The organism is Streptomyces sp. NPDC055239, from assembly GCF_053606205.1.
The window spans coordinates 243377-269758 of record NZ_JBSGRD010000010.1; the positions used below are offsets into that span (position 1 = coordinate 243377).

Sequence of the window (26382 nt, forward strand, 5' to 3'; positions counted from 1 at the left end):
GCTTTCGGGGCCAATCTGCGGTCGCGATCATTTGCTGGGAAGCAATCTCTAGCCAATTCCGTTTGCGGCGCTCTGTTTTGATCAGGTTCAGCTCCCTACAATCCGTCCACATCTTGAGCTCACCCCAGGCGTCAAGGAGGACGAATGGCGGGGCTTTCTACCCCTCATCAGTTTGACCACACCTCAACCTTCGCAGCTGCAGTACTGACCGACGACAACCGACTCATCGTGATGGTCGTCGCGGTCGTCGCGCTCGCGGCCCTAGCGGTCGCCTGGGTGCTCGTACGCCAGGTTCTGGCGGCCACCGAGGGCACCGACAGCATGAAGAAGATCGCGAAGGCGATCCAGGAGGGCGCCAATGCCTATCTCGGCAGGCAACTGCGCACTCTCGGTGTTTTCGCCGTCGTGGTGTTCTTCCTGCTCCTGCTGCTGCCGGCAGACGACTGGAATCAGCGCGCCGGCCGATCGATCTTCTTCTTGATCGGTGCGGTGTTCTCGGCGACCACCGGCTATATCGGCATGTGGCTCGCCGTACGCAGCAATGTTCGTGTGGCGGCAGCCGCACGAGAGGCCACTCCCGCGGAAGGTGAACCCGAAAAGGATCTCACCGCTGTTTCGCACAAGGCCATGAAGATCGCTTTCCGCACGGGCGGCGTCGTCGGCATGTTCACGGTGGGGCTCGGTCTGCTGGGCGCCTCCTGTGTGGTGCTCGTCTACGCGGCCGACGCGCCGAAGGTCCTGGAGGGCTTCGGCCTCGGGGCGGCGCTGATCGCGATGTTCATGCGTGTGGGCGGCGGCATCTTCACCAAGGCCGCCGACGTCGGCGCCGACCTGGTCGGCAAGGTCGAGCAGGGCATTCCGGAGGACGACCCGAGGAATGCCGCGACCATCGCCGACAACGTGGGCGACAACGTCGGCGACTGCGCGGGCATGGCCGCCGACCTCTTCGAGTCGTACGCCGTGACCCTGGTCGCCGCGCTGATCCTCGGCAAGGTGGCGTTCGGAGACTCCGGACTCGCCTTCCCCCTGATCGTTCCGGCGATCGGTGTCGTGACGGCGATGATCGGGATCTTCGCGGTGGCGCCACGGCGCTCCGACCGCAGCGGGATGACCGCCATCAACCGCGGGTTCTTCATCTCCGCGTTCATCTCGCTGGCGCTCGTGGCCGCGGCGGTCTTCGTCTATCTGCCGTCGTCGTACGCCGACCTGGACGGCGTCTCGGACGCGTCGATCGCGGGTCATGACGGCGATCCGCGGGTTCTCGCGGTCGTCGCCGTCGCGATCGGCATCGTCATGGCCGCGCTGATCCAGCAGCTCACCGGCTACTTCACGGAGACCAACCGGCGTCCGGTCAGGGACATCGGCAAGACCTCGCTCACCGGCCCGGCCACCGTCGTCCTTGCCGGAATCTCCATCGGCCTCGAGTCGGCCGTCTACACCGCGCTCCTGATCGGGCTCGGCGTGTACGGGGCGTTCCTGCTCGGCGGTACGTCGATCATGCTCGCCCTGTTCGCGGTGGCGCTCGCCGGTACCGGCCTGCTCACCACGGTCGGCGTGATCGTTGCCATGGACACCTTCGGTCCGGTCTCCGACAACGCGCAGGGCATCGCCGAGATGTCCGGTGACGTCGAGGGCGCGGGCGCGCAGGTGCTCACCGACCTGGACGCCGTCGGCAACACCACCAAGGCCATCACCAAGGGCATCGCCATCGCCACGGCCGTCCTCGCGGCCTCGGCGCTCTTCGGCTCGTATCGCGACGCCATCGCGGGCGCGGCCAAGGACGTCGGCGAGAAAATGGGCGACGGCGCACCGATGAACCTGGTCATGGACATCTCGCAGCCCAACAACCTGGTCGGCCTGATCCTGGGTGCCGCGGTCGTCTTCCTCTTCTCGGGGCTCGCGATCAACGCGGTGTCCAGATCGGCCGGAGCGGTGGTCTACGAGGTGCGGCGGCAGTTCCGCGAGCACCCCGGGATCATGGATTACTCCGAGGAGCCCGAGTACGGGCGCGTCGTGGACATCTGCACCAAGGACGCGCTGCGCGAGCTCGCCACGCCAGGGCTGCTCGCCGTGCTCACGCCGATCGCGGTCGGCTTCTCGCTCGGTGTCGGCGCGCTCGGCTCGTTCCTGGCGGGCGCGATCGGCACGGGCACGCTGATGGCGGTCTTCCTCGCCAACTCCGGCGGCGCCTGGGACAACGCGAAGAAGCTCGTCGAGGACGGTCACCACGGCGGCAAGGGCAGTGAGGCCCACGCCGCGGTGGTCATCGGCGACACCGTAGGTGACCCGTTCAAGGACACCGCGGGCCCTGCGATCAACCCGCTCCTGAAGGTGATGAACCTGGTGGCGCTGCTCATCGCGCCCGCGGTCGTCCAGTTCAGCTACGGGGACGACGCGAGCGCCGGGGTGCGGGCACTGATCGCGGTGCTGGCGATCCTGGTCATCATCGGCGCGGTGTACGTGTCCAAGAGGCGAGGGATCGCCGTGGGCGACGAGGAGGAAGGTGGTGCGGAGCGAGTAGGTAACTCGGCTGACCCGGCCGTAGTTTCGTAACGCCGGGTCAGACTCTGCCCAACACAAGGGCGGGCGGCGCGTTTTGACGCGGCGTCCGCCCTTGTGTGTCCGGTGAGCCGTCTGGTGAGCCTTCTCTCGCGCTCTCTGCTTGGTGCAAATGGCTTCAATAGAGGCGGTACCGGGCCCCCGGCATGCGGTTGTAGCCCAATTGGCGTGTAAGTTCCGGGGCCGAGAGCGATGGAAGGGACCAATCCGGTGAACAAGAAGCTTGCAGCCGCACTGTCCGGCGGTGCGGTACTGGTACTGGCGCTGTCGGGCTGCAGCGACGACGGCAACGAGAAGCTGGACTCCTGGGCCAAGGACGTCTGTGACTCGGTTCAGCCGCAGTCGAAGAAGATCGCCGACGCCAACGCGGCGATCCAGAAGGAGACCTCGGACAACAGCTCGCCGGGGGACGTCCAGAAGACCGACTCCAAGGCGTTCCAGGACATGTCCGACGCCTACAAGTCGATGGGCGCCGCGGTGAAGAAGGCGGGCGCCCCGCCGGTCGACGGCGGTCAGAAGAAGACCGACGACGCGGTCAAGGAACTGAACGCCATCTCCAAGTCGTACGGCGACCTGAAGAAGAAGGTCGACGGCCTGGACACCAAGGACCAGGCGGACTTCGCCGACGGGCTCAAGAGCGTCGCGGGTGAGCTGGACAAGCTGAGCAAGAGTGGCAACGAGGCCCTTGAGAAGCTGCAGGAGGGTGAGGTGGGCAAGGCGATGAGCAAGCAGGACAGCTGCAAGTCGGCTTCCGCCACGCCTTCTGCGGCCTAGGGGCCGCCCCCTTCCTCCGCCTGCTGCCCCGATGCCCCGGGGGAAAGAATCCCCGGGGCGCCGGGGCAGTGTCGCGCCCAGCCGCGCCCGTCGGCGGCGGGCACAGCCGGTGAGCCGGATGCGGGTCACAATGAGGGGGTGAGTATCGCTAGCGCCCCCCTGCCCTCGTCCGATCGTGCCGACGCCGCCGCCCAGTTGCGGGAAGCCCTGCTGGCGGCCGACTTCACCGCTGACGGGCTGCTCGAGCTGCTCGGGGCGCCCGCCTACACGGCGCTCGCGCGCAGCGAGACCGTGCCCGCCCTGCGGGCCACCCGCGGCGAAGGGCCGCTGGAGACGCTCGTACGGCTCTTCCTGCTGCAGCGTTCCGTGCCGCACGCGCGCGTGGCGGCCGTTCTGCCGGTCGGCCCTCTGCAGGAGAGCGGTTGGCTGTCCGCGGCGGACGGCGAGGGTGCGCTGAAGGCGACGGTGGACGTGCGGCCCTACGGCGGGCCGAGCGGCGAGGACTGGTTCATCGTCTCGGACCTGGGGTGCGCGGTCGGCGGTGCCGGTGGCATCGGCAGCCACGACGAAGGGGTCGTCCTCGGTGTGGGCGGTGCGTCCACGACGCTGGCCGGACTCACGGTGCGTACGCCGGTGGCCAGTGCTCTCGACCTCGGCACCGGATCCGGGATCCAGGCGCTGCACGCCGCGCAGCACGCGACCCGGGTGACCGCGACCGACCTCAACCCCCGTGCGCTGCACATCACGCGGCTCACCCTCGCGCTCTCCGGCGTGCCCGAGGCCGACCTGCGGGAGGGCTCCCTCTTCGAACCCGTGGGCGAGGAGACGTACGACCTGATCGTGTCCAATCCGCCCTTCGTCATCTCTCCCGGGGCGCGCCTCACCTACCGCGACGGCGGGATGGGCGGGGACGATCTGTGCCGGTCGCTCGTTCAGCAGGCGGGGGAGCGGTTGAACGAAGGGGGGTACGCGCACTTCCTCGCCAACTGGCAGCACGTGGAGGGCGAGGAGTGGACCGAGCGGCTCCGTTCCTGGGTGCCGCGCGGGTGCGACGCGTGGATCGTGCAGCGCGAGGTGCAGGACATCACGCAGTACGCGGAGCTGTGGCTGCGGGACGCCGGGGACCACCGGTCGGATCCGCAGGAGTACGCGGCACGGTACGACGCGTGGCTGGACGAGTTCGAGGCCCGCAAGACGCGCGCGGTCGGGTTCGGGTGGATCACGCTGCGCAAGAGGGCTGCCGGATCAGACGCCGCCGAGCCGTCCGTGACCGTGGAGGAGTGGCCGCACCCCGTCGAGCAGCCGCTCGGCGACACGGTGCGGGAGTTCTTCGCGCGCCAGGACTACCTGCGGGCGCACGACGACGCCGCGCTGCTCGCCGGGCACTTCAAGCTCGCGGACGAGGTCGTGCAGGAGCAGGTCGGGCTGCCCGGCGCCGAGGACCCGGAGCATGTCGTCCTGCGCCAGCACCGAGGGATGCGGCGGGCCACCAAGGTGGACACGGTGGGCGCGGGCTTCGCAGGCGTGTGCGACGGGACGCTGAGCGCCGGGCGGATCCTCGACGCGATCGCCCAACTGGTGGGCGAGGACCCCGTATTGCTGCGGGACCGGACGCCCGCGCAGATCCGGCTCCTCGTCGAGCAGGGCTTCCTGGAGCCGGTCGGCTCGTAGCGGGCGCGGCGCCGGGCCGTTCGTGGTGTGCGTACGGCGTGTCTCGTACGTTTCCGGGGGCATCGGTCCCCCGTTGTGGGTGGGATGGATGGGCGGCGGCGACCGCCGGACGTACATCGAGAAGGTGGACTGTGCGAACCGGCCCCGAGGTGTCCGATTCCGGTCGAGCCAAGCCCCGGGCCGAGCGGTTCTTCAGGCCGGGCGCCCTCCGTTCACCCGGGGTTCGCGCCCCGGCTTCCCGGGCGTGTCAGGTTCCCAAGCCGGGAACTCGGTACGGGGAGGGAAAGACATGGAGAGCGGACCAGCGATCTTCGCGGGAACGGTGTTCGCGCTGTTCGGAGCAGGTCTTCTGCTGTGGACCGGAGCACGTGTGGCGCACCGCGCGCCCGTCGCCGAGGGTGTGAACCCTGTCGCATCGGCGACACTCGCCGCGCTTGCGGGATCGGGCGCGCTGGTGCTCGGAGTGTGGTGTTTCACTCGGTTGTGACCGGAGGCGGTCGGTGACCGGGTGGCGGCTGCGGGGCGCGTACGGGCCGTAGGCCCGGCGCCGGTGCTGAGCCGGTGCGCAGCCGGTGGTGAAGCCCGTGGTGAACCAGGTGAGGAAACGGCAGGTCGCCACTCCGGGCGGCAGGAATGGCGGTAGTCGGGTTACCGTTCGAGTGGCCGTTGCGGGCTTTTCCCGTTTGACACGGGGGCGGGATGTACCGTCACACTCCGCAGCGTCAGCGCAACTCAAGCGCACCGAGCGAGGCCACGCACCGCGGCCACGAGGCCACGCACCGCGGCCACCGAGTACCGACCGGAGAGAAGAGCGAAGTTGTCCCCGACCAGCGAGACCGCAAAGGGCGGCCGCCGACTCGTCATCGTCGAGTCGCCTGCCAAGGCGAAGACGATCAAGGGTTACCTCGGCCCCGGCTACGTAGTCGAGGCAAGCGTCGGGCACATCCGCGACCTTCCGAACGGCGCCGCGGAGGTCCCCGACAAGTACACCGGCGAGGTGCGCCGTCTCGGCGTGGACGTCGAGAACGACTTCGAGCCCATCTATGTCGTGAACTCCGACAAGAAGGCGCAGGTCAAGAAGCTCAAAGACCTGCTGAAGGACTCCGACGAACTCTTCCTCGCCACCGATGAGGACCGCGAGGGCGAAGCCATCGCGTGGCACCTCCTCGAGGTCCTGAAGCCCAAGGTCCCGGTCAAGCGCATGGTGTTCCACGAGATCACCAAGGCCGCGATCCAGGAGGCCGTCGCAAGCCCCCGCGACCTCAACAAACGCATGGTCGACGCCCAGGAGACCCGCCGCATCCTCGACCGTCTCTACGGCTACGAGGTCTCGCCGGTCCTGTGGAAGAAGGTCATGCCGCGCCTGTCGGCGGGCCGTGTCCAGTCCGTGGCGACCCGCCTCGTCGTCGAGCGTGAGCGCGAGCGCATCGCCTTCCGCTCCGCCGAGTACTGGGACCTGACGGGCACCTTCGGCACGGGCCGCACCGGTGACGCGTCCGACCCCTCGCAGCTGGTCGCGCGCCTCACCACGGTCGACGGCAAGCGCATCGCGCAGGGCCGCGACTTCAACTCGGTCGGACAGCTCAAGTCCGACACGCTGCACCTGGACGAGACGAACGCCCGCAGCCTCGCCGCGGCCCTTGAGAACACCCGGTTCGCGGTCCGCTCCGTAGAGTCCAAGCCCTACCGCCGCTCTCCGTACGCGCCGTTCCGTACGACGACGCTGCAGCAGGAGGCCAGCCGCAAGCTCGGCTTCGGCGCGAAGGCCACGATGCAGGTGGCCCAGAAGCTGTACGAGAACGGCTTCATCACCTACATGCGTACGGACTCCACGACGCTGTCCGACACGGCGATCACCGCCGCTCGCGCGCAGGTCACGCAGCTGTACGGCAGCGACTATCTGCCGGACAAGCCCCGTACGTACGCCGGGAAGGTCAAGAACGCGCAGGAGGCGCACGAGGCGATCCGCCCTTCGGGTGATCGTTTCCGCACGCCCGCCGAGACCGGCCTCACCGGCGACCAGTTCCGGCTCTACGAGCTGATCTGGAAGCGGACCGTCGCCTCCCAGATGAAGGACGCGGTCGGCAACTCCGTCACGGTCAAGATCGGCGGCACGGCCGCCGACGGCCGCGACGCCGAGTTCAGCGCGTCCGGCAAGACCATCACCTTCCACGGCTTCATGAAGGCCTACGTAGAGGGCGCGGACGACCCGAACGCCGAGCTCGACGACCGTGAGCGCAGGCTGCCGCAGGTCAGCGAGGGTGACGCGCTGTCCGCCGACGAGATCTCCGTCGACGGCCACGCGACCAAGCCGCCGGCCCGCTACACCGAGGCCTCGCTGGTCAAGGAGCTCGAAGAGCGCGAGATCGGCCGCCCGTCGACGTACGCGTCGATCCTCGGCACGATCCTCGACCGCGGCTACGTCTTCAAGAAGGGCACGGCCCTCGTGCCCTCCTTCTTGTCCTTCGCCGTGGTCAACCTCCTGGAGACGCACTTCGGGCGCCTCGTCGACTACGACTTCACCGCACGCATGGAGGACGACCTCGACCGCATCGCGCGGGGCGAGGCGCAGGCCGTGCCGTGGCTGAAGCGGTTCTACTTCGGTGAGGGCGACGACGCGGGAGCCGCTTCGAACGCGGGCAACGGCGACGGCGACCACCTCGGCGGGCTCAAGGAACTGGTGACCGACCTGGGCGCGATCGACGCCCGGGAGATCTCCTCCTTCCCCGTCGGCGACGGCATCCTGCTGCGCGTCGGCCGCTACGGCCCGTACATCGAGCGCGGCGAGAAGGACTCGGAGGGCCACCAGCGCGCCGACGTGCCCGACGACATGCCGCCGGACGAGCTGACCGTCGAGTACGCCGAGGAGCTGCTCGCCAAGCCGAGCGGTGACTTCGCGCTCGGCACCGACCCCACGTCGGGTCACGAGATCATCGCCAGGGACGGCCGCTACGGCCCCTACGTCACCGAGGTGCTCCCCGAGGGCACCCCGAAGACCGGCAAGAACGCGGTCAAGCCGCGGACGGCCTCGCTCTTCAAGTCCATGTCGCTCGACACGGTGACGCTCCAGGACGCCCTGAAGCTGATGTCCCTGCCGCGTGTGGTCGGGGCGGACGCCGAAGGCGTGGAGATCACCGCGCAGAACGGCCGCTACGGCCCGTATCTGAAGAAGGGCACGGACTCCCGGTCCCTGGAGGCCGAGGAGCAGCTCTTCAACATCACGTTGGAAGAGGCCCTCGCGATCTACGCCCAGCCCAAGCAGCGCGGGCGGGCCGCCGCCAAGCCGCCGCTCAAGGAGCTCGGCGAGGACCCGGTCAGCAAGAAGCCGGTCGTCGTCAAGGACGGCCGCTTCGGGGCGTACGTCACGGACGGCGAGACGAACGCGACCCTGCGGGCCTCCGACAGCGTCGAGGACATCACCCCCGAGCGCGGCTACGAACTGCTTGAGGAGAAGCGCGCGAAGGGGCCGGCCAAGAAGACCGCCAAGAAGGCGGCGAAGAAGGCCCCCGCCAAGAAGACCGCGGCCAAGAAGACGGCCGCAAAGACAACAGCCGCAAAGAAGACGACGGCCGCGAAGAAGACCACTACGAAGACGGCCGCCGCCAAGAAGACCACGGCTTCGGCGGCCAAGGCGTCCGACGCCGAGTAGGGCGGTCGGCGGCCCTTGCGCCGTTCTGTACGTCTTTCAGTACGGCACTGTGAAACGGTGCTGTGAATGTGTGAACCGAAGGGGCGCCCGTTTGTTCGGGCGCCCCTTCGGGGTGTCGCACCGTCCAGATAGGCTGGACGGATGACGCGTGCCGAGCAGCCAACGGTCGGAAACCCGACCCCCGACGACGCCCTGGTCGCAGATTCGCGAGAGCGTGCTGTCCGCGCCTTGCTGCGCGTGCCCCAGCTGAAGCGCCTCTGGAGCGCCCAGCTCGTCGGCGGTGTCGGCGACGCCCTCGCCCTCCTTGTCCTGGTGGTGCTCGCGCTGCAAGCGTCCATCGCCGAGGGGGCGTTCGGGGGCGGCTATCGAGGGGCGGCGTTCGCCGTCACCGCTGTCTTCGGGGCACGCGTTCTGGCGACGCTGCTCTTCGGGGCGGTACTTCTGGGACCGCTGAGCTCGATCACCTCACCGGACGGACCGCTCGACCGGCGCTGGACGATGGTCGTGGCGGACGGCCTGCGCGCCGCGCTCCTTGTCGTCGCGCCGCTGTGGATCGACTGGACGCCGGACAACGCGCTCGCTGTACTGCTCGTCACCGCCTTCGTGATCGGAGTCGCCGAGCGCTTCTGGACGGTCTGCCGCGAGAGCGCGGCGCCCGCGCTGCTGCCCGCGCCGCCCCCGGAGGGCGCGACGGTGCGGCCGCTGCCGGACCACATGGACGCACTGCGGCGCCTGTCGCTGCGTACGGGATTCGTGGCGCTGCCCATCGCGGCCGCCGCGCTCGTCGCCGTCACGCTGGTCGGGAACCTCCTCGGCACCGGGCTCGACTGGTTCGCGCTGCATCAGGCGGGGCTCGGCTCGTTCGTCGCCGCGGGCCTCTTCGCGGCCTCCCTCTCGATCGTCTACTTCCTCGAACTTCCCGCCACGCAGACGCCACGCGCGCGTAGCCCGCTCGAAGGGCTGCGCAGGCCGCGTACCGGCAGCGGCACCGACAAGGGCCGCACCGGCGCGATCCCGCTGCTCATCGCCGCCTGCGCCGCGGTCGCCGGAGCCGTCGCCGCCGCCGTGGCGGTCGCCGTCCTGCACGCCAAGGACCTCGACGGCGGGCCCGTCACGTACGGCCTCGTCGTCCTCGCGCTGACCGGCGGCACCGCCGTCGGCATCCGCACCGCACCGTCCCTGCTGCCCACGCTCCCGCGCCGCCGGCTGCTCGCACTGGCGATCGCCCTCACCGGTGTCGCGCTGCTCGCCGCCGGTCTCGTGCCCGACGTGACGACCGTGCTGCTGCTCCTGGTGCTCACCGGAGTGGCCGCGGGCATCGCCGCGCACACCGGGCACGCGCTCCTCGACCAGGAGGTCGAGGACTACCGCAGGGCGCGCACGACGGAACATCTCCAGGCGGTCGTACGCCTCTTCATCGCGCTCGGCGCGCTCGTGGCCCCCGTGGTCGCGGCGGCGATCGGGCCGCACCGCTTCGTCAACGGCAAGTTCGTGTTCGACCACGGCGGCGCCGCCTTCACGCTGATGCTGGTGGGCGCGCTGCTCCTGCCGGTGGCCGCGCTGGTCCTCGCCAAGATCGACGACCGGCAGGGCGTGCCGCTGCGGCACGACCTGCGGGACGCCCTGCGCGGTGGCGACGACCCCGTGCAGGGGATCGCGACCGCGGGATTCTTCATCGCCCTGGAGGGCGGCGACGGCGCGGGCAAGTCGACGCAGGCCGAGGCGCTCGCCGAGTGGATCCGGGCCAAGGGCCACGAGGTCGTCGTGACGCGCGAGCCGGGTGCCACGCCGGTCGGGAAGCGGCTGCGGTCGATCCTGCTGGACGTGTCGTCGGCGGGCCTCTCGCACCGCGCCGAGGCACTTCTGTACGCGGCCGACCGCGCCGAGCACGTCGACACGGTCGTACGTCCCGCTCTTGAGCGCGGCGCTGTCGTCATCTCCGACCGGTACATCGACTCGTCCGTGGCGTATCAGGGCGCGGGGCGCGATCTGTCCCCGACCGAGATCGCCCGCATCTCCCGGTGGGCGACGGACGGTCTCGTGCCGCATCTGACGGTGCTGCTCGACGTCTCCCCGGAAGCTGCCAGGGAGCGGTTCACCGAGGCACCCGATCGTCTGGAGTCGGAGCCCGCCGAGTTCCACGCGCGCGTGCGCTCCGGTTTCCTGACGCTGGCCGCGGCCGACCCCGGGCGTTACCTGGTGATCGACGCCGCCCAGGAGCCGGAGGCGGTCACGACCGTGGCCCGGCACCGGCTCGACCTGATGCTGCCGCTCTCCGAGGCCGAGGTGAAGGCGCAGGAGGAGGCCCGCAAGGCCGCCGAGGAAGAGGCACGCCGCAAGGCCGAGGAAGAGGCCGCGCGCAAGGCCGAGGAGGAGCGGGTCGAGCGCGAGCGCCAGGAGCAGCTCGCCAAGCTCCGCGCCGAGGAGGAGGAGCGCAAGCGCCGCGAGCTGGAGGAGGCGCAGCGCCGCGAGGCCGAGCGCCAGGCCGAGGAGGCCAGGCAGCGCGCCGAGGAGGCCAAGCGCAAGGCCGAGGAGGAGCAGGCACGCCTGCTCGCCGAGGAGAAGGTGCGGGCGGCCGAGGAGGCGCGGCGCCGCCGCGAGGCGGAGGAAGAGGCGCGGCTGCGGGCCGAGGCCGAGGCGCGGCGGGTCGAGAAGCAGCGCAAGGCCGAGGAGGCGCTGCTGCGGGCCGAGGAGGCGCGGCGGTTGGCTGCTGCTTCGGCGGCGGCCGCGGCGGCTGCTGCGACGGCTACGAGTGCTTCTACGGCGGTTGCTTCGACTCCGGCTTCGAAGCAGAAGCCGAAGGCGGAATCGGCTCCAGCTCCGTCCGCTTCCCCTTCCGGCGCCGTTTCGGACGCCGTGCCGGACAACGAGACGACGGTGCCCACGCCCATCGTGAAGCCCGACGCGGCTCAGGCTTCCGCCGCGGACGAGACGACGGTGCTGCCCGCGGTGCGGGACGCGTCCGGCTCGGACGAGACCGAGGTGCTGCCGCAGCCGCCGGTGCCGGGGGCTGCCGACGAGACGGCCGTGCTGCCTGCTGTGCAGGAGGACAAGGTGCCGCCGGGGTACTTCCGCGATGAGCGGCCCAAGGCTGAGCCTTCGCCCGGCGGCGGCAACGACCGGACCCGTGAGCTGCCTCAGGTCGATGAGCAGGGGCAGCCCCGGCAGCGTCCTCGCTCGGACTGGGCGGAGGAGACCCCGCTGGATGATCTGCCCACGCTGGCGGACGAGTTGCTGGGCTCGCGGGATGACGACGAGGACGGCCGGGGCGGTCGCGGCGGCCGGGGGCGGAACAGGCGCTGACCCCCTCGCGGCGGGAGCTGGGCCCGCGTTGTCAGTGGCGTGCTCCACAATGAACTCGACAGCGTGACGAGCGACGTGTGCGACATGCGCGACGCAGGTGTGCAGGGCGGAGGCGGTGACCGGTGACCGTATGGGACGACCTGGTGGGCCAGGAGCGGGTGAGTGAGCAGCTCGGCGCCGCCGCCCGGGACGCCGACGCGCTGGTCACCGCCGTGGCCACGCGCGCTCCGCGGCCCGAGGCGTCGAAGATGACGCACGCCTGGCTGTTCACCGGACCGCCCGGCTCCGGACGGTCCACCGCAGCCCGTTCCTTCGCCGCCGCGCTCCAGTGCACGAGCCCGGACCGCGCGCTCGGCGGCTCCCCCGGCTGCGGTTTCTGCGACGGGTGCCACACGAGCCTGGTCGGCACCCACGCCGACGTCGAAGTGGTGCGTACGGACCTGCTGTCCATCGGCGTCAAGGAGACCCGCGAGCTGGTCAGACGGGCCCAGTTGTCGCCCGCGGGCGGCCGCTGGCAGGTCATCGTCCTGGAGGACGCCGACCGCCTCACCGAGGGCGCGGGCAACGTACTCCTGAAGGCCGTGGAAGAGCCCGCCCCCCGCACCGTGTGGCTGCTCTGCGCGCCCTCCCTTGAGGACGTGCTGCCCACGATCCGCTCCCGCTGCCGCCATCTGACGCTGCGTACGCCTCCGGTGGACGCCGTCGCGGACGTGCTCATCCGGCGCGACGGCATCGAGCCGGACGTCGCCGCGGCCGCCGCGCGCGCCACCCAGGGGCACATCGGCCGTGCCCGCCGCCTCGCGACCGACCCGAAGGCGCGCGAGCGCCGGGCCGCCGTGCTCAAGCTGCCGATGCGGGTGGGGGAGATCGGCGGCTGCCTCAAGGCCGCGCAGGAGCTGATCGACACGGCCGGCGACGACGCGAAGCAGGTCGCCGAGGAGGTCGACGTCAAGGAGACGGACGACCTGAGGGCGGCTCTCGGCGCGGAGAAGGGCGGCCGGATGCCGCGCGGCACGGCGGGTGTCATGAAGGAACTTGAGGACCGGCAGAAGCGCCGAAGGACCCGCACCCAGCGCGACAGCCTCGACCTCGCACTCATCGAGCTGACCGGTGTCTACCGCGACGTGCTCACCCTGCAGCTCGGCTCCCGCGTGGCGCTGGCCAACACGGAGGTGCTCGACATGCTGGAGCGCCTGGCGCGCGGCGCCTCGCCCGAGTCGACGCTGCGCCGCATCGAGGCGATCGGCGCCTGCCGCGTCGCACTGGACCGCAATGTGGCGCCGCTGCTCGCGGTGGAGGCGATGACGGTGGCGCTGCGGGCGGGGTAGGCGCGCTCGAGGCGCGCGGCGGCGCGCAGGCGGCCCCCGGCAGGAGGGTTGACCGAGTCACCCATAAGGGCACTCCAGGGCACATTGCGTCGCCAGCTCATCGCATAGCGTTAGGCTCACGTGATGCGCATCAGAGGACTCCGCACCCCCGCGACCGCGTTCCTGGCCGCCGGACTGCTCATCTCCGGCTGCTCCGCCGGGAGCACGACGGCGGATGTGTCCATGGCGGCGCTGCCCCGTGCGACCCCGGCGGAGCTGGCCCCGTACTACGGACAGAAGCTGAACTGGCGCGAGTGCGGCGTCCCCGGCTTCGAGTGCTCCACGATGAAGGCGCCCCTGGACTACGCGAAGCCGGACGGCAAGGCCATCAAGCTCGCCGTCTCCCGGAAGAAGGCCACAGGGCCCGGCAAGCGCCTGGGCTCGCTCCTGGTCAACCCGGGCGGCCCCGGCGGCTCGGCGATCGGCTACCTCCAGACGTACGCGGCCCTCGGGTACCCCGAGAAGGTCCGTGCCCAGTACGACATGGCCGCGGTCGACCCGCGTGGCGTGGCCCGCAGCGAGCCCGTCACCTGCCTCGACGGCAAGCAGATGGACGCGTACACGCAGACGGACATCACACCGGACGACCAGCGCGAGACCACCGAACTCTCGGACTCCTTCAAGAAGTTCGCGGCGGGCTGCGAGAAGCATTCCGCTGAGGTCCTTCCGCATGTCTCCACGGTCGAGGCGGCCCGTGACATGGACATCCTGCGCGCGGCGCTCGGCGACGAGAAGCTGACCTACGTGGGCGCCTCGTACGGCACGTTCCTGGGGGCGACGTACGCCGGGCTCTACCCCGACCGCGTCGGCCGCCTCGTCCTGGACGGCGCGATGGACCCGTCCCTGCCGGCCCGCCGGATGAACCGAGACCAGACGGAGGGCTTCGAGACGGCGTTCCAGTCGTTCGCGAAGGACTGCGTGGGCCGGGCGGAATGCCCCCTGGGCACGGAGAGCGAGGCGGACGCGGGCAAGCGCCTCAAGTCTCTCTTCGACGACCTGGACCGCACGCCGATCGCCGCGGGCGACTCCGACGGCCGCAAGCTGGGCGAGGCGCTCGCCACGACGGGCGTGATCGCCGCGATGTACGACGAGGCTGCCTGGCCCCAGCTGCGCACGGCGCTGACCGCCGCGATCAAGGAAAAGGACGGCGCGGGCCTCCTCGCCCTCTCCGACAGCTACTACGAGCGCGACGGCGACGGAACGTACGCGAACCTCATGTTCGCCAACGCCGCCGTCAACTGCCTGGACCTGCCCCCCGCCTTCGCTTCGGCGGACGAGGTGAAGAAGTCGCTCCCGGACTTCGAGAAGGCCTCCCCGGTCTTCGGCGAGGGCCTGGCCTGGGCCTCGCTGAACTGCGCGTACTGGCCGGAGAAGGCGACGGGTGAGGCGCACCGCATCGAGGCGGACGGCGCGGCCCCGATCGTCGTGGTCGGCACCACACGCGACCCGGCCACCCCCTACCGCTGGGCCGAGTCCCTCGCCGACCAGCTCTCCTCCGGCAAGCTGCTCACGTACGAGGGAGACGGGCACACGGCGTACGGCCGTGGCAGCAAGTGCGTGGACTCGGCGATCAACGCGTACCTGCTGGAAGGCAAGGCCCCGGACGACGGAAAGCGCTGCTCACAGGGGTGACGCGGGCCCCGGTGCTCCGTACACCGGGGGTGTACGGAGCACCCCCGGAAACTGTGTAGACTTGGCGTCGCTGCTGATCGCACCATAGGTGCGGAACGCGTGCCGCCTTAGCTCAGCTGGCCAGAGCAACGCACTCGTAATGCGTAGGTCTCGGGTTCGAATCCCGAAGGCGGCCCTGTAGAAGCCCCAGGACTCACTCGCCGTGACCTGGGGCTTTTGCTTTTGGTGGGTGGGTGGTGAACGTTCCGGTTGTTGAACCGGTCGTGCCGGGCCTGCGTCTTTCCTCTTGATCGTGACTACACGTACAGGGGAGCAGACCGTGACCGACAAGGGCGTCGAGCAGAACGACGAGCGGGGTTACGGGCCTGGGCCCTGGTGGGAGGACCTTGGGGCGTGGGGGGCCGTTGGGCTGATCGTCTTTGGGGGGCTCGCGGCCGTGTGGGTCTTCTTCCGGCTGCCCGGTACTCCGGACGAGATGGCGATGGGGTACTACCAGGCCGCCAAGGTCGTCGCCATCGGGCTGGTGATCGCGGGGACCGCCTTGCTGGGGCGTCGTCGTGCCGGGGGCGCGGACACCGAGGAGACGGGCGGGGCGGCGGGCGGGGCCTGACGTGCCTGACTCCGGCGGGCGGTGAGCGGCGGCAAGAGGTATTGCACCCCTTCTACCGGCCTTCGGCGGCTAACGTGTTCTGCGCCTGATCAACTGCGCGAATCGGAGACGGCGTTGACGGAACGGTCGAACGGATATCGCGCCACTCTTGAAGACGTGGCGCAGCGGGCCGGGGTGTCCAAGTCCACCGTGTCCCGTGTGATCAACGGGGAGCCCCGAGTGCGGGCCACGGTCGCGGAACGTGTCCGACAGGCCGTGGACGAGCTCGGATACGTACCGAATCAGGCCGCTCGAAGCCTGGTCACGCGTCGCAACAACGCCGTCGCCGTCGTGGTCACCGAACCGCAGAACCGGCTCTTCGTGGACCCGTATTTCGACTGCCTGCTCCGAGGCATCCGACAGGAGCTCGTCCTGCAAGGGGCGCAGCCGGTGCTGTTGTTCATCGAGGAGCCGGACGACTATCCGCGCGTCGGGAACTTCCTGGGCGGCGGCCACGTCGACGGCGCCCTGCTGTTCTCGCTGCGCACCGACGATCCGCTGCCCGCCATGGTCGAGCGCATGGGCCTGCCCGCTGTCTTCGGAGGGCGGGCGGGCGTTGACTCCGGCCATCGCGGCAGTCGCAGTTACACGTACGTCGATGCCGACAACCGTGACGGAGCCAGGGAAGCCGTCCGGTATCTCGTGGGGAGGGGACGCCGACGTATCGGGACCATCACCGGCCCGCTCAACCAGGCCTCCGCCATCGACCGCCTCGACGGCTATCGGGATGTACTTCGCGACAACCCGCCCCAGTTCATCGCCGAGGGCGACTTCACGCTGCGGGGCGGCGCCGATGCCATGTCCGTGCTCCTCGACCGGTGTCCCGACCTTGACGCGGTCTTCGTCGCTTCGGATCTCATGGCCGCCGGTGCTCTGCGCACGTTGCGAGAACGCGGGCGGCGTATACCCGAGGACGTCGCAGTCGTCGGCTTCGACGATCTCGCGACCATCGCCGAAGTGACGGAGCCGCCGCTGACCACGGTGCACCAGGACATCGAGGGCATGGGGCGCCTGATGGCGCAGCTGTTGTTCAAGTCGACGACATCGGGGGAGCCAGCGGCAACAACGGGTGAGCCCGCGGCGCGGGACGGTGGCCTTCCGTTGTCGTCGGTGGTCACTCCGGTACGGCTGGTCGTGCGGGAGTCGGCCTGATCCGCCTGAACTGGCTTGTGGGGTCTTGTTCAGCGTGCGTATGAGCCGAGGCCGACCAGGCAGTAGACGTACTCGTTGATGGCCGAGCCGTTGAGGGTGTAGCGGTACGAGAAGGCGTACTGCGTCTTGGGGTTGCCGTCGCAGCGGCTCATGTCTGACGTCATGGGGATCGTCTCGATGACCTCGTAGTGGGCGTCGGCCGCCGAGCAGGACACCTCATCCACGTCGTCGACCTCCTGCGCGGTCGTGGAGTCCGGCAGCGTGCCGTTGAGGCAGGTGCCCGACGAGAAGGGGGTGGGGGCCTCGCTCGTGGGGGTGTCTACGGGGGCCGTTCCGGTGGCGTACGGGTCGTCGGTGTCGGCGGTGTCCTCGGCGGGCGGGGCGCTTGTGTAGGGGTCGTTCGTGTTCGGCGCGTCCGTGTACGGGGTGTACGAGCCCTGGCTCGTTGACGGGGCTGGGGCGGCGCTGTCGCTGTCGTCATCTCCCTGGTTCAGGAGCAGGATGCCGATGATCACGGCTCCTACGGCGCCGAGGGTCACCAGGCAGCCGCGGCCGCGGGCGCTGGCGCCGGGACGGGGCGTGGGGCGTGTTGGTGGTGTGGGGGGATTAGGTGACGTCGGGTATATGGGTTCGGGCACGTGGGCAGTATGGTTCAGCCGGTTGTTTTAGGGGAGTGGTTTTCTAGAAAGTTGTTCTAGAAATTGCGTGCTCTACGCTGGTTGCACCATGAGCCCCAAGCAACAACGCGGCGCCGAGACCGCCGACCGGCTGCTGGACGCCGCGCTCCAGGTCTACGCCGACTCCGGAGAGCAGGGCGTCACCGTCGGCGCCCTCACCAAGACCAGCGGTGTCAGCCTCGGCAGCCTCTATCACCACTTCGGCAGCGTCGACGGCCTCATGAACGCCCTGTTGCTGCGCTGGCTCGGGCGCCTCTTCGCTGACCTCGCCGCTTCCGTCGAGCGTTCTCGTACGGCCCGGACCGGCGTCCGCGCCCTTGTGCGGGCCTACCTGAAGTTCATCCAGGAGAACCCGGACGCCGCCCGGCTCCTGCACTCCTCGTACGCCGACCGGCTCGGGATGGCTCAGGCCCGGCAGCTTCGTGACACGCAGGAGGCAAGGCTGTCCTCGATGACCGACTGGATGCAGCGGCACGTCGACTCGGGTGAGGTCGCCCCGCTGCCCATGCCCTTGATCGAGGCGCTGGTCCTTGGGCCCGTCGTCGCGACCGCGCGCCGCTGGCTCTCCGGCTTCGACGACGTCGATCTCGATCAGGCCGCGCGGGTTCTGCCCGAGAGGATCTTGCGCTCGCTCGTTCCCTGAGGACGGGGCGTGGGGGGTGGGTCGTGCGTCGTGGGTCGTGCGTCGGGCGGGGCGGTCAGTGGCGTAGTGCCTTGCCGATCTCTGCCTTCGGGGTGCCGGAGAGGTTTCTGTTGCTGCGGGCCGTGCCGGACTTCGACCGGTCCGGGTCCGTGTCGTTGATGTTGAGGACGACCGTGTCCAGGAGGTTGCCGTCGCCGTCGCGGAAGTTGACGGAGATGGCGTAGTCCGCCTTCTTGTCCGTGCTGTTGGTGGCCGTGATCTTCGCCGTAGCCCGGTTGTCGTCGGACTTGGTGGGGCCGTCGACCTTCACGTCGGCCTTCGCGTCCACTCCGTCCTTCACCTCGGCCATCTTGGAGGCTGCGGCCTCCGTGGCGGATGACACGGCTTCGCCCGCCTTGGCCGTCGCGGAGGCGGCCCTGTCCTTGGCCTTGTCCACGTCACTGTCCGAGCAGGCGGTGGTGGTGAGGGCCAGTAGGGCGGTGGCGGCTGCGGCGGTGGCGAATCTGGCGGCGGCATGGGTGCGGGCGCGGGTACGGGTACGGGTCATGCGGACCACCTTCGGGGGGATCGACGGTCGGCGCGAGGTGGGGCGGCCGTATGGGTTGCGGGGTCCCCTGCGGGCTCGGGTGCGCTGCGGGTGCGGGTGCGTGAGGGTGTGGGGAGGGGGAGAGGCCCCTCGTGGCGTCCGTGGTGGGGGTGCGAGGATGCCGCGATGAGTGCTGAGAGTGTTGCCGCATACGTTCGTTACGAGTCGCCCGTCCGCCATGAGCGCGGGCACTTCCCCGGCGTGTTCGTTCTCGTCAACGGGCTTGCGAGGGAAGGGAAGTTGACGCCGGAGCAGGAGCGGTTCCGGCGTGCCAACAACGACTGGTACGACACCGCGTATCCGATCCCGTCGAAGGTCGACCCCGCTGTCTACGACCACGACATCACGCCCGGCGCCGTGGCCTGGTTCAAGGTCACCGCCACTCACCTGATCGACCGCATCCCCGGGTATCTGGAGATCCTGGACGCGCACGACATCGAGTGCCGGGTGGTGCGGTCGTCGGATCCTGGGCGCGTTGTCTATGAGGACGAGTTCCAGGTTGTCGTCGTGCCGTACGACGGTCCGTACGACGGGCCGCACGAGGCGTAGGCAGTCTCGCGGGGACTTATGAGGATCCTGTCAGGCCGCTGTTCGTATTCAGTTCGGGCAGGCCCGCCCCGCTTATGCTCATCGCCATGTGCGCTTTTGTCCTGGTCGCGGAGGATGACGAGAAACAGGCCGAGCTGGTCCGCCGCTATCTGGAGCGTGAGGGCCACACGGTCGCCGTCGTCCATGACGGGCGTGCCGCGATCGACGAGGTGCGGCGCAGGCCCCCGGACCTGCTCGTGCTCGACGTGATGATGCCGCGCGTCGACGGGCTCGGCGTCACTCGCGTCCTGCGGGGCGGGAATGGGGGCGGCGGTAGCAGCGGCAGCGGGAACGGGGGCGGCAGCGGGAACGGGGGCGGGCCCAGTCCCGTGGCCGCCATTCCGATTCTGATGCTGACCGCTCGTACGACCGAGGACGATCTGCTGCTCGGCCTCGATCTCGGCGCCGACGACTATCTGACGAAGCCGTACAGTCCGCGCGAGCTGATGGCCCGCGTCCGTACGCTGCTGCGGCGCGCCCAGGGCACGTACCACCCGGTCGTCGAGGGTGCCGAAGCCGTGTCGCGTGTGCTGCGGGCGGGTGGGATCGCCGTCGATCCCGTGCGGCACGAGGTGACCGTCGACGGGCGGCTCGTCGAGTGCACGCCGGGGGAGTTCGACCTGCTCGCGGCGCTCGCGGCGGAGCCTGAGCGGGTGTTCACGCGGCCCCAGCTCCTGGACCGTATCCACGGGTCGTCCGGATACATATCGGTGCGCACCGTCGACGTACATGTCCTCAATCTGCGCAAGAAGATCGAGGACGATCCGCGCAGGCCACGCCATCTCGTGACGGTCTTCGGCGTCGGATACAAGCTCACGGGTGCGGCCATCGGCGCGCCCACCGGCGGACCCATCGGCGGCTCCATCGGCGCATCCACCGGCGCATCCACCGGCGCGGCCCTGGGGGCGGCGGCGCGACATGGCGCGTGACATACCGTTCCGCAAGAGCCTGCTGCCCCGGCTGCTCGCCGTCTCCGTGCTCGTCTCCGTGGTCTCGATCGCCGCCACCGCCTGGCTTGCCGCGCAGACCACGTCCGGCGCGATCCGGCAGGAGCAGGGACAGGTGCTTGCCGATGACGCCCGTGTCTACGACGAGTTGCTGGGCCTCGGGGCCAGTGCGCCCGGGTGGCAGGGTGCCGACGAGACCGTGCGGGAGCTTGCCCGGAAGACCGGACGGCGTATCACCCTGACCACACAGAAGCGTGTCGTCATCGCCGACTCGCGGAGCAAGGGCGATAAGGGTGAGAAAGTAAGTAAGGGCGGTAAAGGGATAGTTGCGGCTGATCTGCCTGCCAAAGCCTCGGCCGTCGTCGATCCGCTCGCCGTCGACGGGGCGCTGACCGCCGGTGCGGGGAACGCGAACGCCGAGACCGGGGGGCAGGACCGTATCGACCCGCGCGCGGTCGGTCCCTTCCGGTTGCCGGCGGGGGAGCGCGGAGAGCTGGGGAAGGCCGCCGCGAGCGTCGTGGACTGCATGCACGGCCTCGGGGTTTCCGCCCGGGTCGTGCAAGGGCCCGGTGGGCGTCCTCGCGTCGACGCCCCCAACGACCCGTCCCGGTTCCTCGACTCGACCTGCCACAGTTACCAGCTCGACATGCCCACCCGTACCGAGAGCAAAGCGCTCGAGCGGCTCAACAAGCTCACCAACGCCTGCCTGCGGCGCGGGGACGCCCCGCCCGTCAAGGTCGGGCTCGATCTGACGTGGTGGCAGTCGGTGGGAGTGTTCGACCGGCCTTCCGGCCGCTACATCCCTGCCGACTCCGGCGACTCCGGCGACTCCGGCGACCCCGGCGATTCTGGCCTGCCCGACCCGGTGTCGGGCGGCCAGGGCGACGCCTTCCCTCCCACCGAGCCGGACGATGCTGCCCGCGCTCCCGAGGGGCCGGACGCGCCGGAGACGCCGGACACGCCGGACGCGCCGGACGCGTCTACGGTCACCCCCTCGGAATCGGGTCCCCCCGCCGTGCCGTCGGGCGGTGTCAGCCGCGCCGGCCGGGAGTACGACACCAAGACCGCCGCCTGCGTGGGCAGTGCCCGCCGCGAGCAGCTCGGGTTGTACGTCTCCGAGCCCGCGCTCCTCTTCGTCACCAGCTCCGACGGTTCGCGCACCGCGATGGCCCGCGCGGTGGAGAGTTCGAAGTTCAGCCTCTCCGGGGCCAATACGGTCCGGCTCGCGGGCCTCTCCGCGGGCATCCTCGCGGTGACGGTCGCCGTGACCGCCTTCGCCGCGACCCGGCTGACCCGCCCCCTGCGGGCGCTGACCGCCGCGACTCAGCGGATGAAGACGGGCGAGGCGGCCGAACCCGTCACGGCGCGGTCGGCTGGTTCCGCCGGTGAGATCCGCCAGCTCGCCGAGGCATTCAACGACATGGCCGCCCACCGCAAGGCCCTGGAGGATCAGCGTCAGGCCATGGTGAGCGACGTCGCGCACGAACTGCGTACGCCGCTGTCCAACATCCGCGGCTGGCTGGAGGCGGCCGAGGACGGCGTGGTCGACACCGACCCGGAGCTCGTCACCTCGCTCCTCGAAGAGGCGCTTCTGCTCCAGCACATCGTCAATGACCTACAGGACCTTGCCGCTGCCGACGCCGGTACGCTCCGGCTGCACCGCGAGCCCGTGCACGCTTCCGACATCGTGGATCAGGTCGCGGCGGGGCACCAGGCGGGCGCGGAGGCTGCGGGCGTACGGCTGAGCGCGACGACGCTCGGCGACCCCTGCTTCACCGCCGATCCGCTCCGGCTCCGCCAGGCGATCGGCAACCTGGTCTCCAACGCGATCCGGCACACCCCGGAGGGCGGCAGCGTCACGATCAGCTGCCGCGCCACGCTCGACGCGGTGGTGGTGGAGGTCGCCGACACCGGTACCGGCATCGCGCCCGATGATCTGCCGCACGTCTTCGACCGCTTCTGGCGCGCCGACAAGTCGCGCACGCGGGCGACCGGCGGCAGCGGTCTCGGCCTCGCGATCGTCCGGCAGCTGGTGGAGGGGCACGGCGGGACGGTGACGGCGCGGAGCACGCCCGGGGAAGGGGCGGTCTTCACGGTGCGGGTGCCGTCGGAATGATGGACGGGGCCTGGTGCTGCGTGGGGGTGCCTGGTGCTGTCTGGTGGTGCGCGGGGGTGCCTGGTGCTGCGTGGTGGCGTTGCCTGTTGGTGTTACCCGTAGGAATGGCCGGTTGGCGTCACCGAGGGATTCGGCGATGTGTGCCAATCGTGGGCAGATCGTGCGTGATCGGTGAACACCTCGTGCCGGAATCCGGAGGCCGACGCATGTGGCCGGGGTCCGTGGGGTGGCGCTTCCCGCGTGCGTACGGTGCCTCACGCGCAGTGGCCATGATTCCGCGAGACTCTCAACTTCCCCACCCCGTCGGGAAGTTGAGAGTTCATCGCAGAAACTGAGCGGGCCCGACCGCAACGGTGACACTCCCCCGAGTTACGCGCTGAGCGCGAGTACCGGCGGGGCCGGGCCCGATGGATTCATCCCATCAGAGGCCGCCAACCGATCGCTAACATGAGGCCAACGGTTGGCGGGAGATGGCGTGGACGTGCGGTTCGACGGATTGCGGTTCGGACTCCTGGGCGCGCCTGCGGTGTACGACGCCGAGGGCGAGCCGCAGCCCGTACAGAGCGCCAAGGGGCGCGCCCTGCTGGCCGCGCTGCTGCTCGAACCGGGTCGGGTGGTCTCCGTCGACGCCCTCAAGGACGCGCTGTGGGGCGCTACCCCGCCTGCGTCCGCGCACGCCTCGCTGCAGAACCACGTGACGCGTCTTCGCCGGCTCCTCGACGATCCGGAACGGCTGCGGGCCGTACCTCCGGGATATCGGCTTCGGGTGGCCGACGGCGAGCTCGACGTACGGGTCTTCGAACAGTTGGTCGCGCAGGCGCGGGTCGCGCACGTGGAACGCGACTGGGGTGTCTGCGTGGACGCCGCGTCCGCCGCGCTCGCCCTGTGGCGCGGAACTCCGCTGGGCGGGCTCCCCGCCGACGCGGCGGGCCACGCCCTCGTACCGCGCCTCGAGGAGGCGCGGCTCCTCGCCCTCGAGCTGCGGTACGACGCGGAACTGGCGACCGGGGCCGGTGGCGGAGGGCTCGTGCCCGAGCTGGCGGAGCTGGTCGCCGAATATCCCTTGCGTGAGGCCTTCCACCGCCAGCTGATGCTGGTGCTGCACCGCTCGGGCCGCCAGGCGGAGGCCCTCGCCGTCCACCGCGAGCTGCGGCGTCGGCTGGTGGAGGAGCTGGGCGTGGAGCCGGGTTCTTCGGTGCGGGAGGCACATCGTGAGGTGCTGCAGGAGCCCGCGGGCGCGGCTTTGGGGGGACTCCGCTCGGCGGCCGGTCCCGGTACCGCCGCTGGGCTCGGCCCGGATCGATTCGATGGGGATGGGGATGCGGATGGGGATCGGGATGCGGATGGCGATGGGGGTGGGGTCGGTTCGGGGGGACGTGGCAGGGGAGTTGAGCGGGGCGGGCCTGGCGTGGGAGTTGGGCGGGGCGGGCGTGGCGTGGGAGGGCTCGGTTCGGGACGAGTCGATGCGGGTGGGATCGGCTCGGGTGGGCATGGGGTGGCTGGGGTCGGTTCGGGCGGGCACGGGGTAGGCGGGGTCAGTTCGGGCGGGCACCGGGTGGGCGGGATCGGCTCGGGTGGGCGCGGGGCGGCTGGGGTCGGTTCGGGTGAGTTCGATGCGGCCGCCTCGGTGGACTTCGGGGCAGAGGGTGAGGTGGCGGGTCCCGACTCCGGCGCCTCGGCGGAACGGGCGTCGCTCTCTTCCTCTGGATCCGGACCAGCAGCTTCTGCTTCTGCTTCCGTTTTCGCTTCCGCATCTGCTTCCTCCTCCACCCGGCCCGCTCAACTTCCGCCCTCCCCACCCCACTTCACGGGCCGCGAAGAAGTCGTGCGCTCCTTGGTGCGACTCCTCACATGGCAGAGCGGCGGCGTCGGTGGCATTGGCGGTGGCATTGGCGGCGCGTACGAGCAAGTGCCCGGTGCCGGGCCGCCCGTCGCCGTCCTGTCCGGCATGGCGGGCGTGGGGAAGAGCGCGCTCGCCCTGCACGTCGCGCACCGGCTGCGTGAGTACTTCCCCGACGGGCAGCTCTACATCAATCTGCGCGGGGCCACCCCGGGGATGACGCCCCTCACGCCCGCCCAGGCCCTCGCCGCCCTGCTCCGGGACCTCGGGGTCGAGTCGGGTCACAGCCCCGAACACCCGGACGCGGCAGCCGCGTTGCTCCGCTCGCTGCTCGCGCCCACCCGCACCCTCCTTGTCCTCGACGACGCGGCGACCGCCGCGCAGGTGCGCCCGCTGCTGCCCGCGGGGCCCGGCTGTACGGTCATCGTCACCAGCCGTTCCCCGCTCACCGCGCTCGACGGGGCGGGGCGTTTCCCGCTGGAGCCGCTCTCCGAGGGTGACAGCATCGCCCTGCTGCGAGCCGTGTCCGGGCGTTCTGGGCTCGACGCGGGGCACCCGTTGGTCGAACTCGCGGGGCGCCTCCCGCTGGCCCTGCGGATCATCGCGGCCCGCCTCGCCGCCCGCCGCGCGCTCACCCCGGACGCCCTTGCCGAACTCCTCACCGTCAGCGGCGGACGCCTGCACCACCTGGAGCACGACGACTTGAGCGTGCGGCGCTCGCTGGCAGTGGCCCTGGATTCGCTGCGTACGGCGGAGCGCGAGTCCGACCGGGACGCGGCTGCCGCCCTCGCCGCGATCGGCGCCCTTGATCTTCCGGCGTACGGAGTCCCTCTCATCGCCCGGCTGTTGGGTGTGGAGGAGTGGCGTGCGGGGGCCGCGCTCGACCGGCTCGTCGATGTCGCGCTCCTCGACGAGACGGCCTACGGCCGCTACGCCCCGCACGATCTCGTACGTGACTTCGCGCGTGAGGCGGCCCACCAGGACGGGGCGCGGGCGGCGGACGCCGTGGAATCCGCGCTCCAGTGGTACGCGGAGTCGGCTCGGCAGACCGTGATGGCGATCATGCCGGAGGGCCTGGACCGCGACGACCGGCTGATGGGAGTCGATGACCGGCTGCCTCCCCGGCACACCGCGGACGGCAGCTCCCCCATTCCCGCCGAGGGCTCCCCGATCCCCGTCGAGGGCTCCCCGATCCCCGCCGAAAGCTTCCCGATCCCCGCCGTACCGCCGATGTCCACCGATGACGCCTTCGCCTGGGGCGACACGGAACTCTCCAACGTCATCGCGCTCGCCGACCGCCACGGCCGCGAATCCGTGCTCCTGCCCGTGCTGGTCCGCTGCTTCTTCTCGTACCTCAAGCGCCGTGGCCGGCTCACCGAGGCGGACCGCCTGAACCGCCTCGCGGTGACCGCCGCCCGCCGCTGGAACGACACCGCGGCCGAGGCGCAGGCCCTCACCGACCTCGCGGGCCTCAACTATGTGTCGGGGCGCAGTGGCGCGGCGCTCGCCCTCATCGACGAGGCCCTTGAACTGTGGCGCCGGCTCGACCTCACGTCGTTCGTCCACCGCGCCGTCCTCAACCGCAGCCTCCTCCTCGAAGCACTCGGCCGCTACGAGGAGTCCGTCGAGGGGCTGTGGCAGAGCCTCGAACTGGCCAAAACCCTGGGCGACCCCTTGAGCGAGGCGTTCGCCCTCAGCCACCTCGGCAACATCTACGAGCACACCGACGCGCGCACCGCCATCGACTACTACGAGCGGAGCCTGGAGATCGGCGAGTCCCTCGCGCACGCCGGAGTCCGGCAGGAAGCCCACTGCGACCTCGGCCACGCCTACCTCCTCCTCGACGAACCGGACATCGCACTCACGCACTTCGAGGAAAGCCTGCGCATCCACGGTGAGGCCGAGGACTGGCACAACGAGTCGAAGGTGCGGCTCGGCATGGTCCGCGCCCTGCGCGAGGTGTGCCGGACGCAGGACGCGGAACGCGAGTGCGCCGACCTTCTTGAGCGCGCGGAGCAGCGGGCCGACGCCCACATGGCGGGCCTGGCCCGTCACCAGCGCGGCCTCCTGCTGTACGCGGAGGGGCGCGCCGAGGAGGCGTACGCGCAGTGGAGGTCGGCCCTCGCGGCGCTGGACGGTACGGACAGCAGCGAAGTGGTCGACGAGCTGAAGGGCCTGCTGGCGGGCTGAGCAGGCCGAGCGGACCGAGCGGGCTGAACCAGGCTTGCG

17 protein-coding genes and 1 tRNA gene are annotated in these 26382 nt (G+C 70.5%); 16 read left to right on the top strand and 2 right to left on the bottom strand.

The features are described from left to right. The first annotated feature begins 144 nt into the window (after positions 1-144). From ACWFRJ_RS29400 to ACWFRJ_RS29450, 11 genes are all read left to right on the top strand, one after another. Positions 145-2553 (top strand): sodium-translocating pyrophosphatase, encoded by a 2409-nt coding sequence (locus ACWFRJ_RS29400; protein WP_453537333.1) that lies wholly within the window; start codon positions 145-147, stop codon positions 2551-2553. A gap of 198 nt (positions 2554-2751) precedes the next feature. Continuing rightward, a complete protein-coding gene (locus ACWFRJ_RS29405) occupies positions 2752-3333 on the top strand; it encodes a small secreted protein (RefSeq protein ID WP_389902076.1) in 582 nt (193 codons plus the stop codon). 138 nt (positions 3334-3471) lie between these two features. Next, positions 3472-5004 (top strand): DUF7059 domain-containing protein, encoded by a 1533-nt coding sequence (locus tag ACWFRJ_RS29410; protein ID WP_453537336.1) that lies wholly within the window; start codon positions 3472-3474, stop codon positions 5002-5004. Between the two features lie 289 nt (positions 5005-5293). Then, positions 5294-5491 (top strand): hypothetical protein, encoded by a 198-nt coding sequence (locus ACWFRJ_RS29415; RefSeq protein ID WP_389902071.1) that lies wholly within the window; start codon positions 5294-5296, stop codon positions 5489-5491. 330 nt (positions 5492-5821) lie between these two features. Next, positions 5822-8653 (top strand): type I DNA topoisomerase, encoded by a 2832-nt coding sequence (gene topA / locus ACWFRJ_RS29420; protein WP_453537339.1) that lies wholly within the window; start codon positions 5822-5824, stop codon positions 8651-8653. A gap of 141 nt (positions 8654-8794) precedes the next feature. Then, on the top strand, positions 8795-11956 hold the full coding sequence (tmk, locus tag ACWFRJ_RS29425) for a dTMP kinase (protein WP_453537342.1): 3162 nt from the start codon (positions 8795-8797) through the stop codon (positions 11954-11956). Positions 11957-12078: 122 nt separating this feature from the next. Continuing rightward, positions 12079-13284: a DNA polymerase III subunit delta' gene (locus tag ACWFRJ_RS29430; protein WP_453537345.1), complete on the top strand. Its 1206-nt coding sequence runs from the start codon at positions 12079-12081 to the stop codon at positions 13282-13284. Positions 13285-13407: 123 nt separating this feature from the next. Beyond that, positions 13408-14955, top strand: a complete 1548-nt coding sequence (locus tag ACWFRJ_RS29435) for an alpha/beta hydrolase (RefSeq protein ID WP_453537348.1) — start codon at positions 13408-13410, stop codon at positions 14953-14955. Positions 14956-15056: 101 nt separating this feature from the next. Then, a tRNA-Thr gene (locus ACWFRJ_RS29440) sits at positions 15057-15130 on the top strand. A gap of 117 nt (positions 15131-15247) precedes the next feature. Further along, positions 15248-15565, top strand: coding sequence for a hypothetical protein (locus ACWFRJ_RS29445; protein WP_453537351.1), 318 nt, complete (start codon positions 15248-15250; stop codon positions 15563-15565). A gap of 114 nt (positions 15566-15679) precedes the next feature. Next, a complete protein-coding gene (locus ACWFRJ_RS29450; RefSeq protein ID WP_453537354.1) occupies positions 15680-16756 on the top strand; it encodes a LacI family DNA-binding transcriptional regulator in 1077 nt (358 codons plus the stop codon). Between the two features lie 29 nt (positions 16757-16785). Here ACWFRJ_RS29450 and ACWFRJ_RS29455 read toward each other — a convergent pair whose 3' ends face one another. Next, complete coding sequence (locus ACWFRJ_RS29455) at positions 16786-17394, bottom strand: LppU/SCO3897 family protein (protein WP_453537357.1); 609 nt, start codon at positions 17392-17394, stop codon at positions 16786-16788. Between the two features lie 88 nt (positions 17395-17482). On the opposite strand from ACWFRJ_RS29455, the gene ACWFRJ_RS29460 reads away from it, so the two are divergent. Then, positions 17483-18076, top strand: a complete 594-nt coding sequence (locus tag ACWFRJ_RS29460) for a TetR/AcrR family transcriptional regulator (RefSeq protein ID WP_453537360.1) — start codon at positions 17483-17485, stop codon at positions 18074-18076. 55 nt (positions 18077-18131) lie between these two features. Here ACWFRJ_RS29460 and ACWFRJ_RS29465 read toward each other — a convergent pair whose 3' ends face one another. Further along, positions 18132-18623, bottom strand: coding sequence for a hypothetical protein (locus ACWFRJ_RS29465; protein ID WP_453537363.1), 492 nt, complete (start codon positions 18621-18623; stop codon positions 18132-18134). A gap of 165 nt (positions 18624-18788) precedes the next feature. On the opposite strand from ACWFRJ_RS29465, the gene ACWFRJ_RS29470 reads away from it, so the two are divergent. From ACWFRJ_RS29470 to ACWFRJ_RS29485, 4 genes are all read left to right on the top strand, one after another. Then, the gene (locus tag ACWFRJ_RS29470; protein ID WP_453537365.1) at positions 18789-19211 is read left to right on the top strand and encodes a hypothetical protein; all 423 of its coding nucleotides are present in this window, start codon (positions 18789-18791) and stop codon (positions 19209-19211) included. Positions 19212-19297: 86 nt separating this feature from the next. After that, the gene (locus tag ACWFRJ_RS29475) at positions 19298-20179 is read left to right on the top strand and encodes a response regulator transcription factor (RefSeq protein ID WP_453537367.1); all 882 of its coding nucleotides are present in this window, start codon (positions 19298-19300) and stop codon (positions 20177-20179) included. Beyond that, positions 20169-22313: an ATP-binding protein gene (locus ACWFRJ_RS29480; protein ID WP_453537369.1), complete on the top strand. Its 2145-nt coding sequence runs from the start codon at positions 20169-20171 to the stop codon at positions 22311-22313. The genes ACWFRJ_RS29475 and ACWFRJ_RS29480 overlap by 11 nt, the downstream gene beginning before the upstream one ends. 475 nt (positions 22314-22788) lie before the next feature. Continuing rightward, on the top strand, positions 22789-26343 hold the full coding sequence (locus tag ACWFRJ_RS29485; protein ID WP_453537372.1) for a BTAD domain-containing putative transcriptional regulator: 3555 nt from the start codon (positions 22789-22791) through the stop codon (positions 26341-26343). Positions 26344-26382 lie beyond the last annotated feature (39 nt).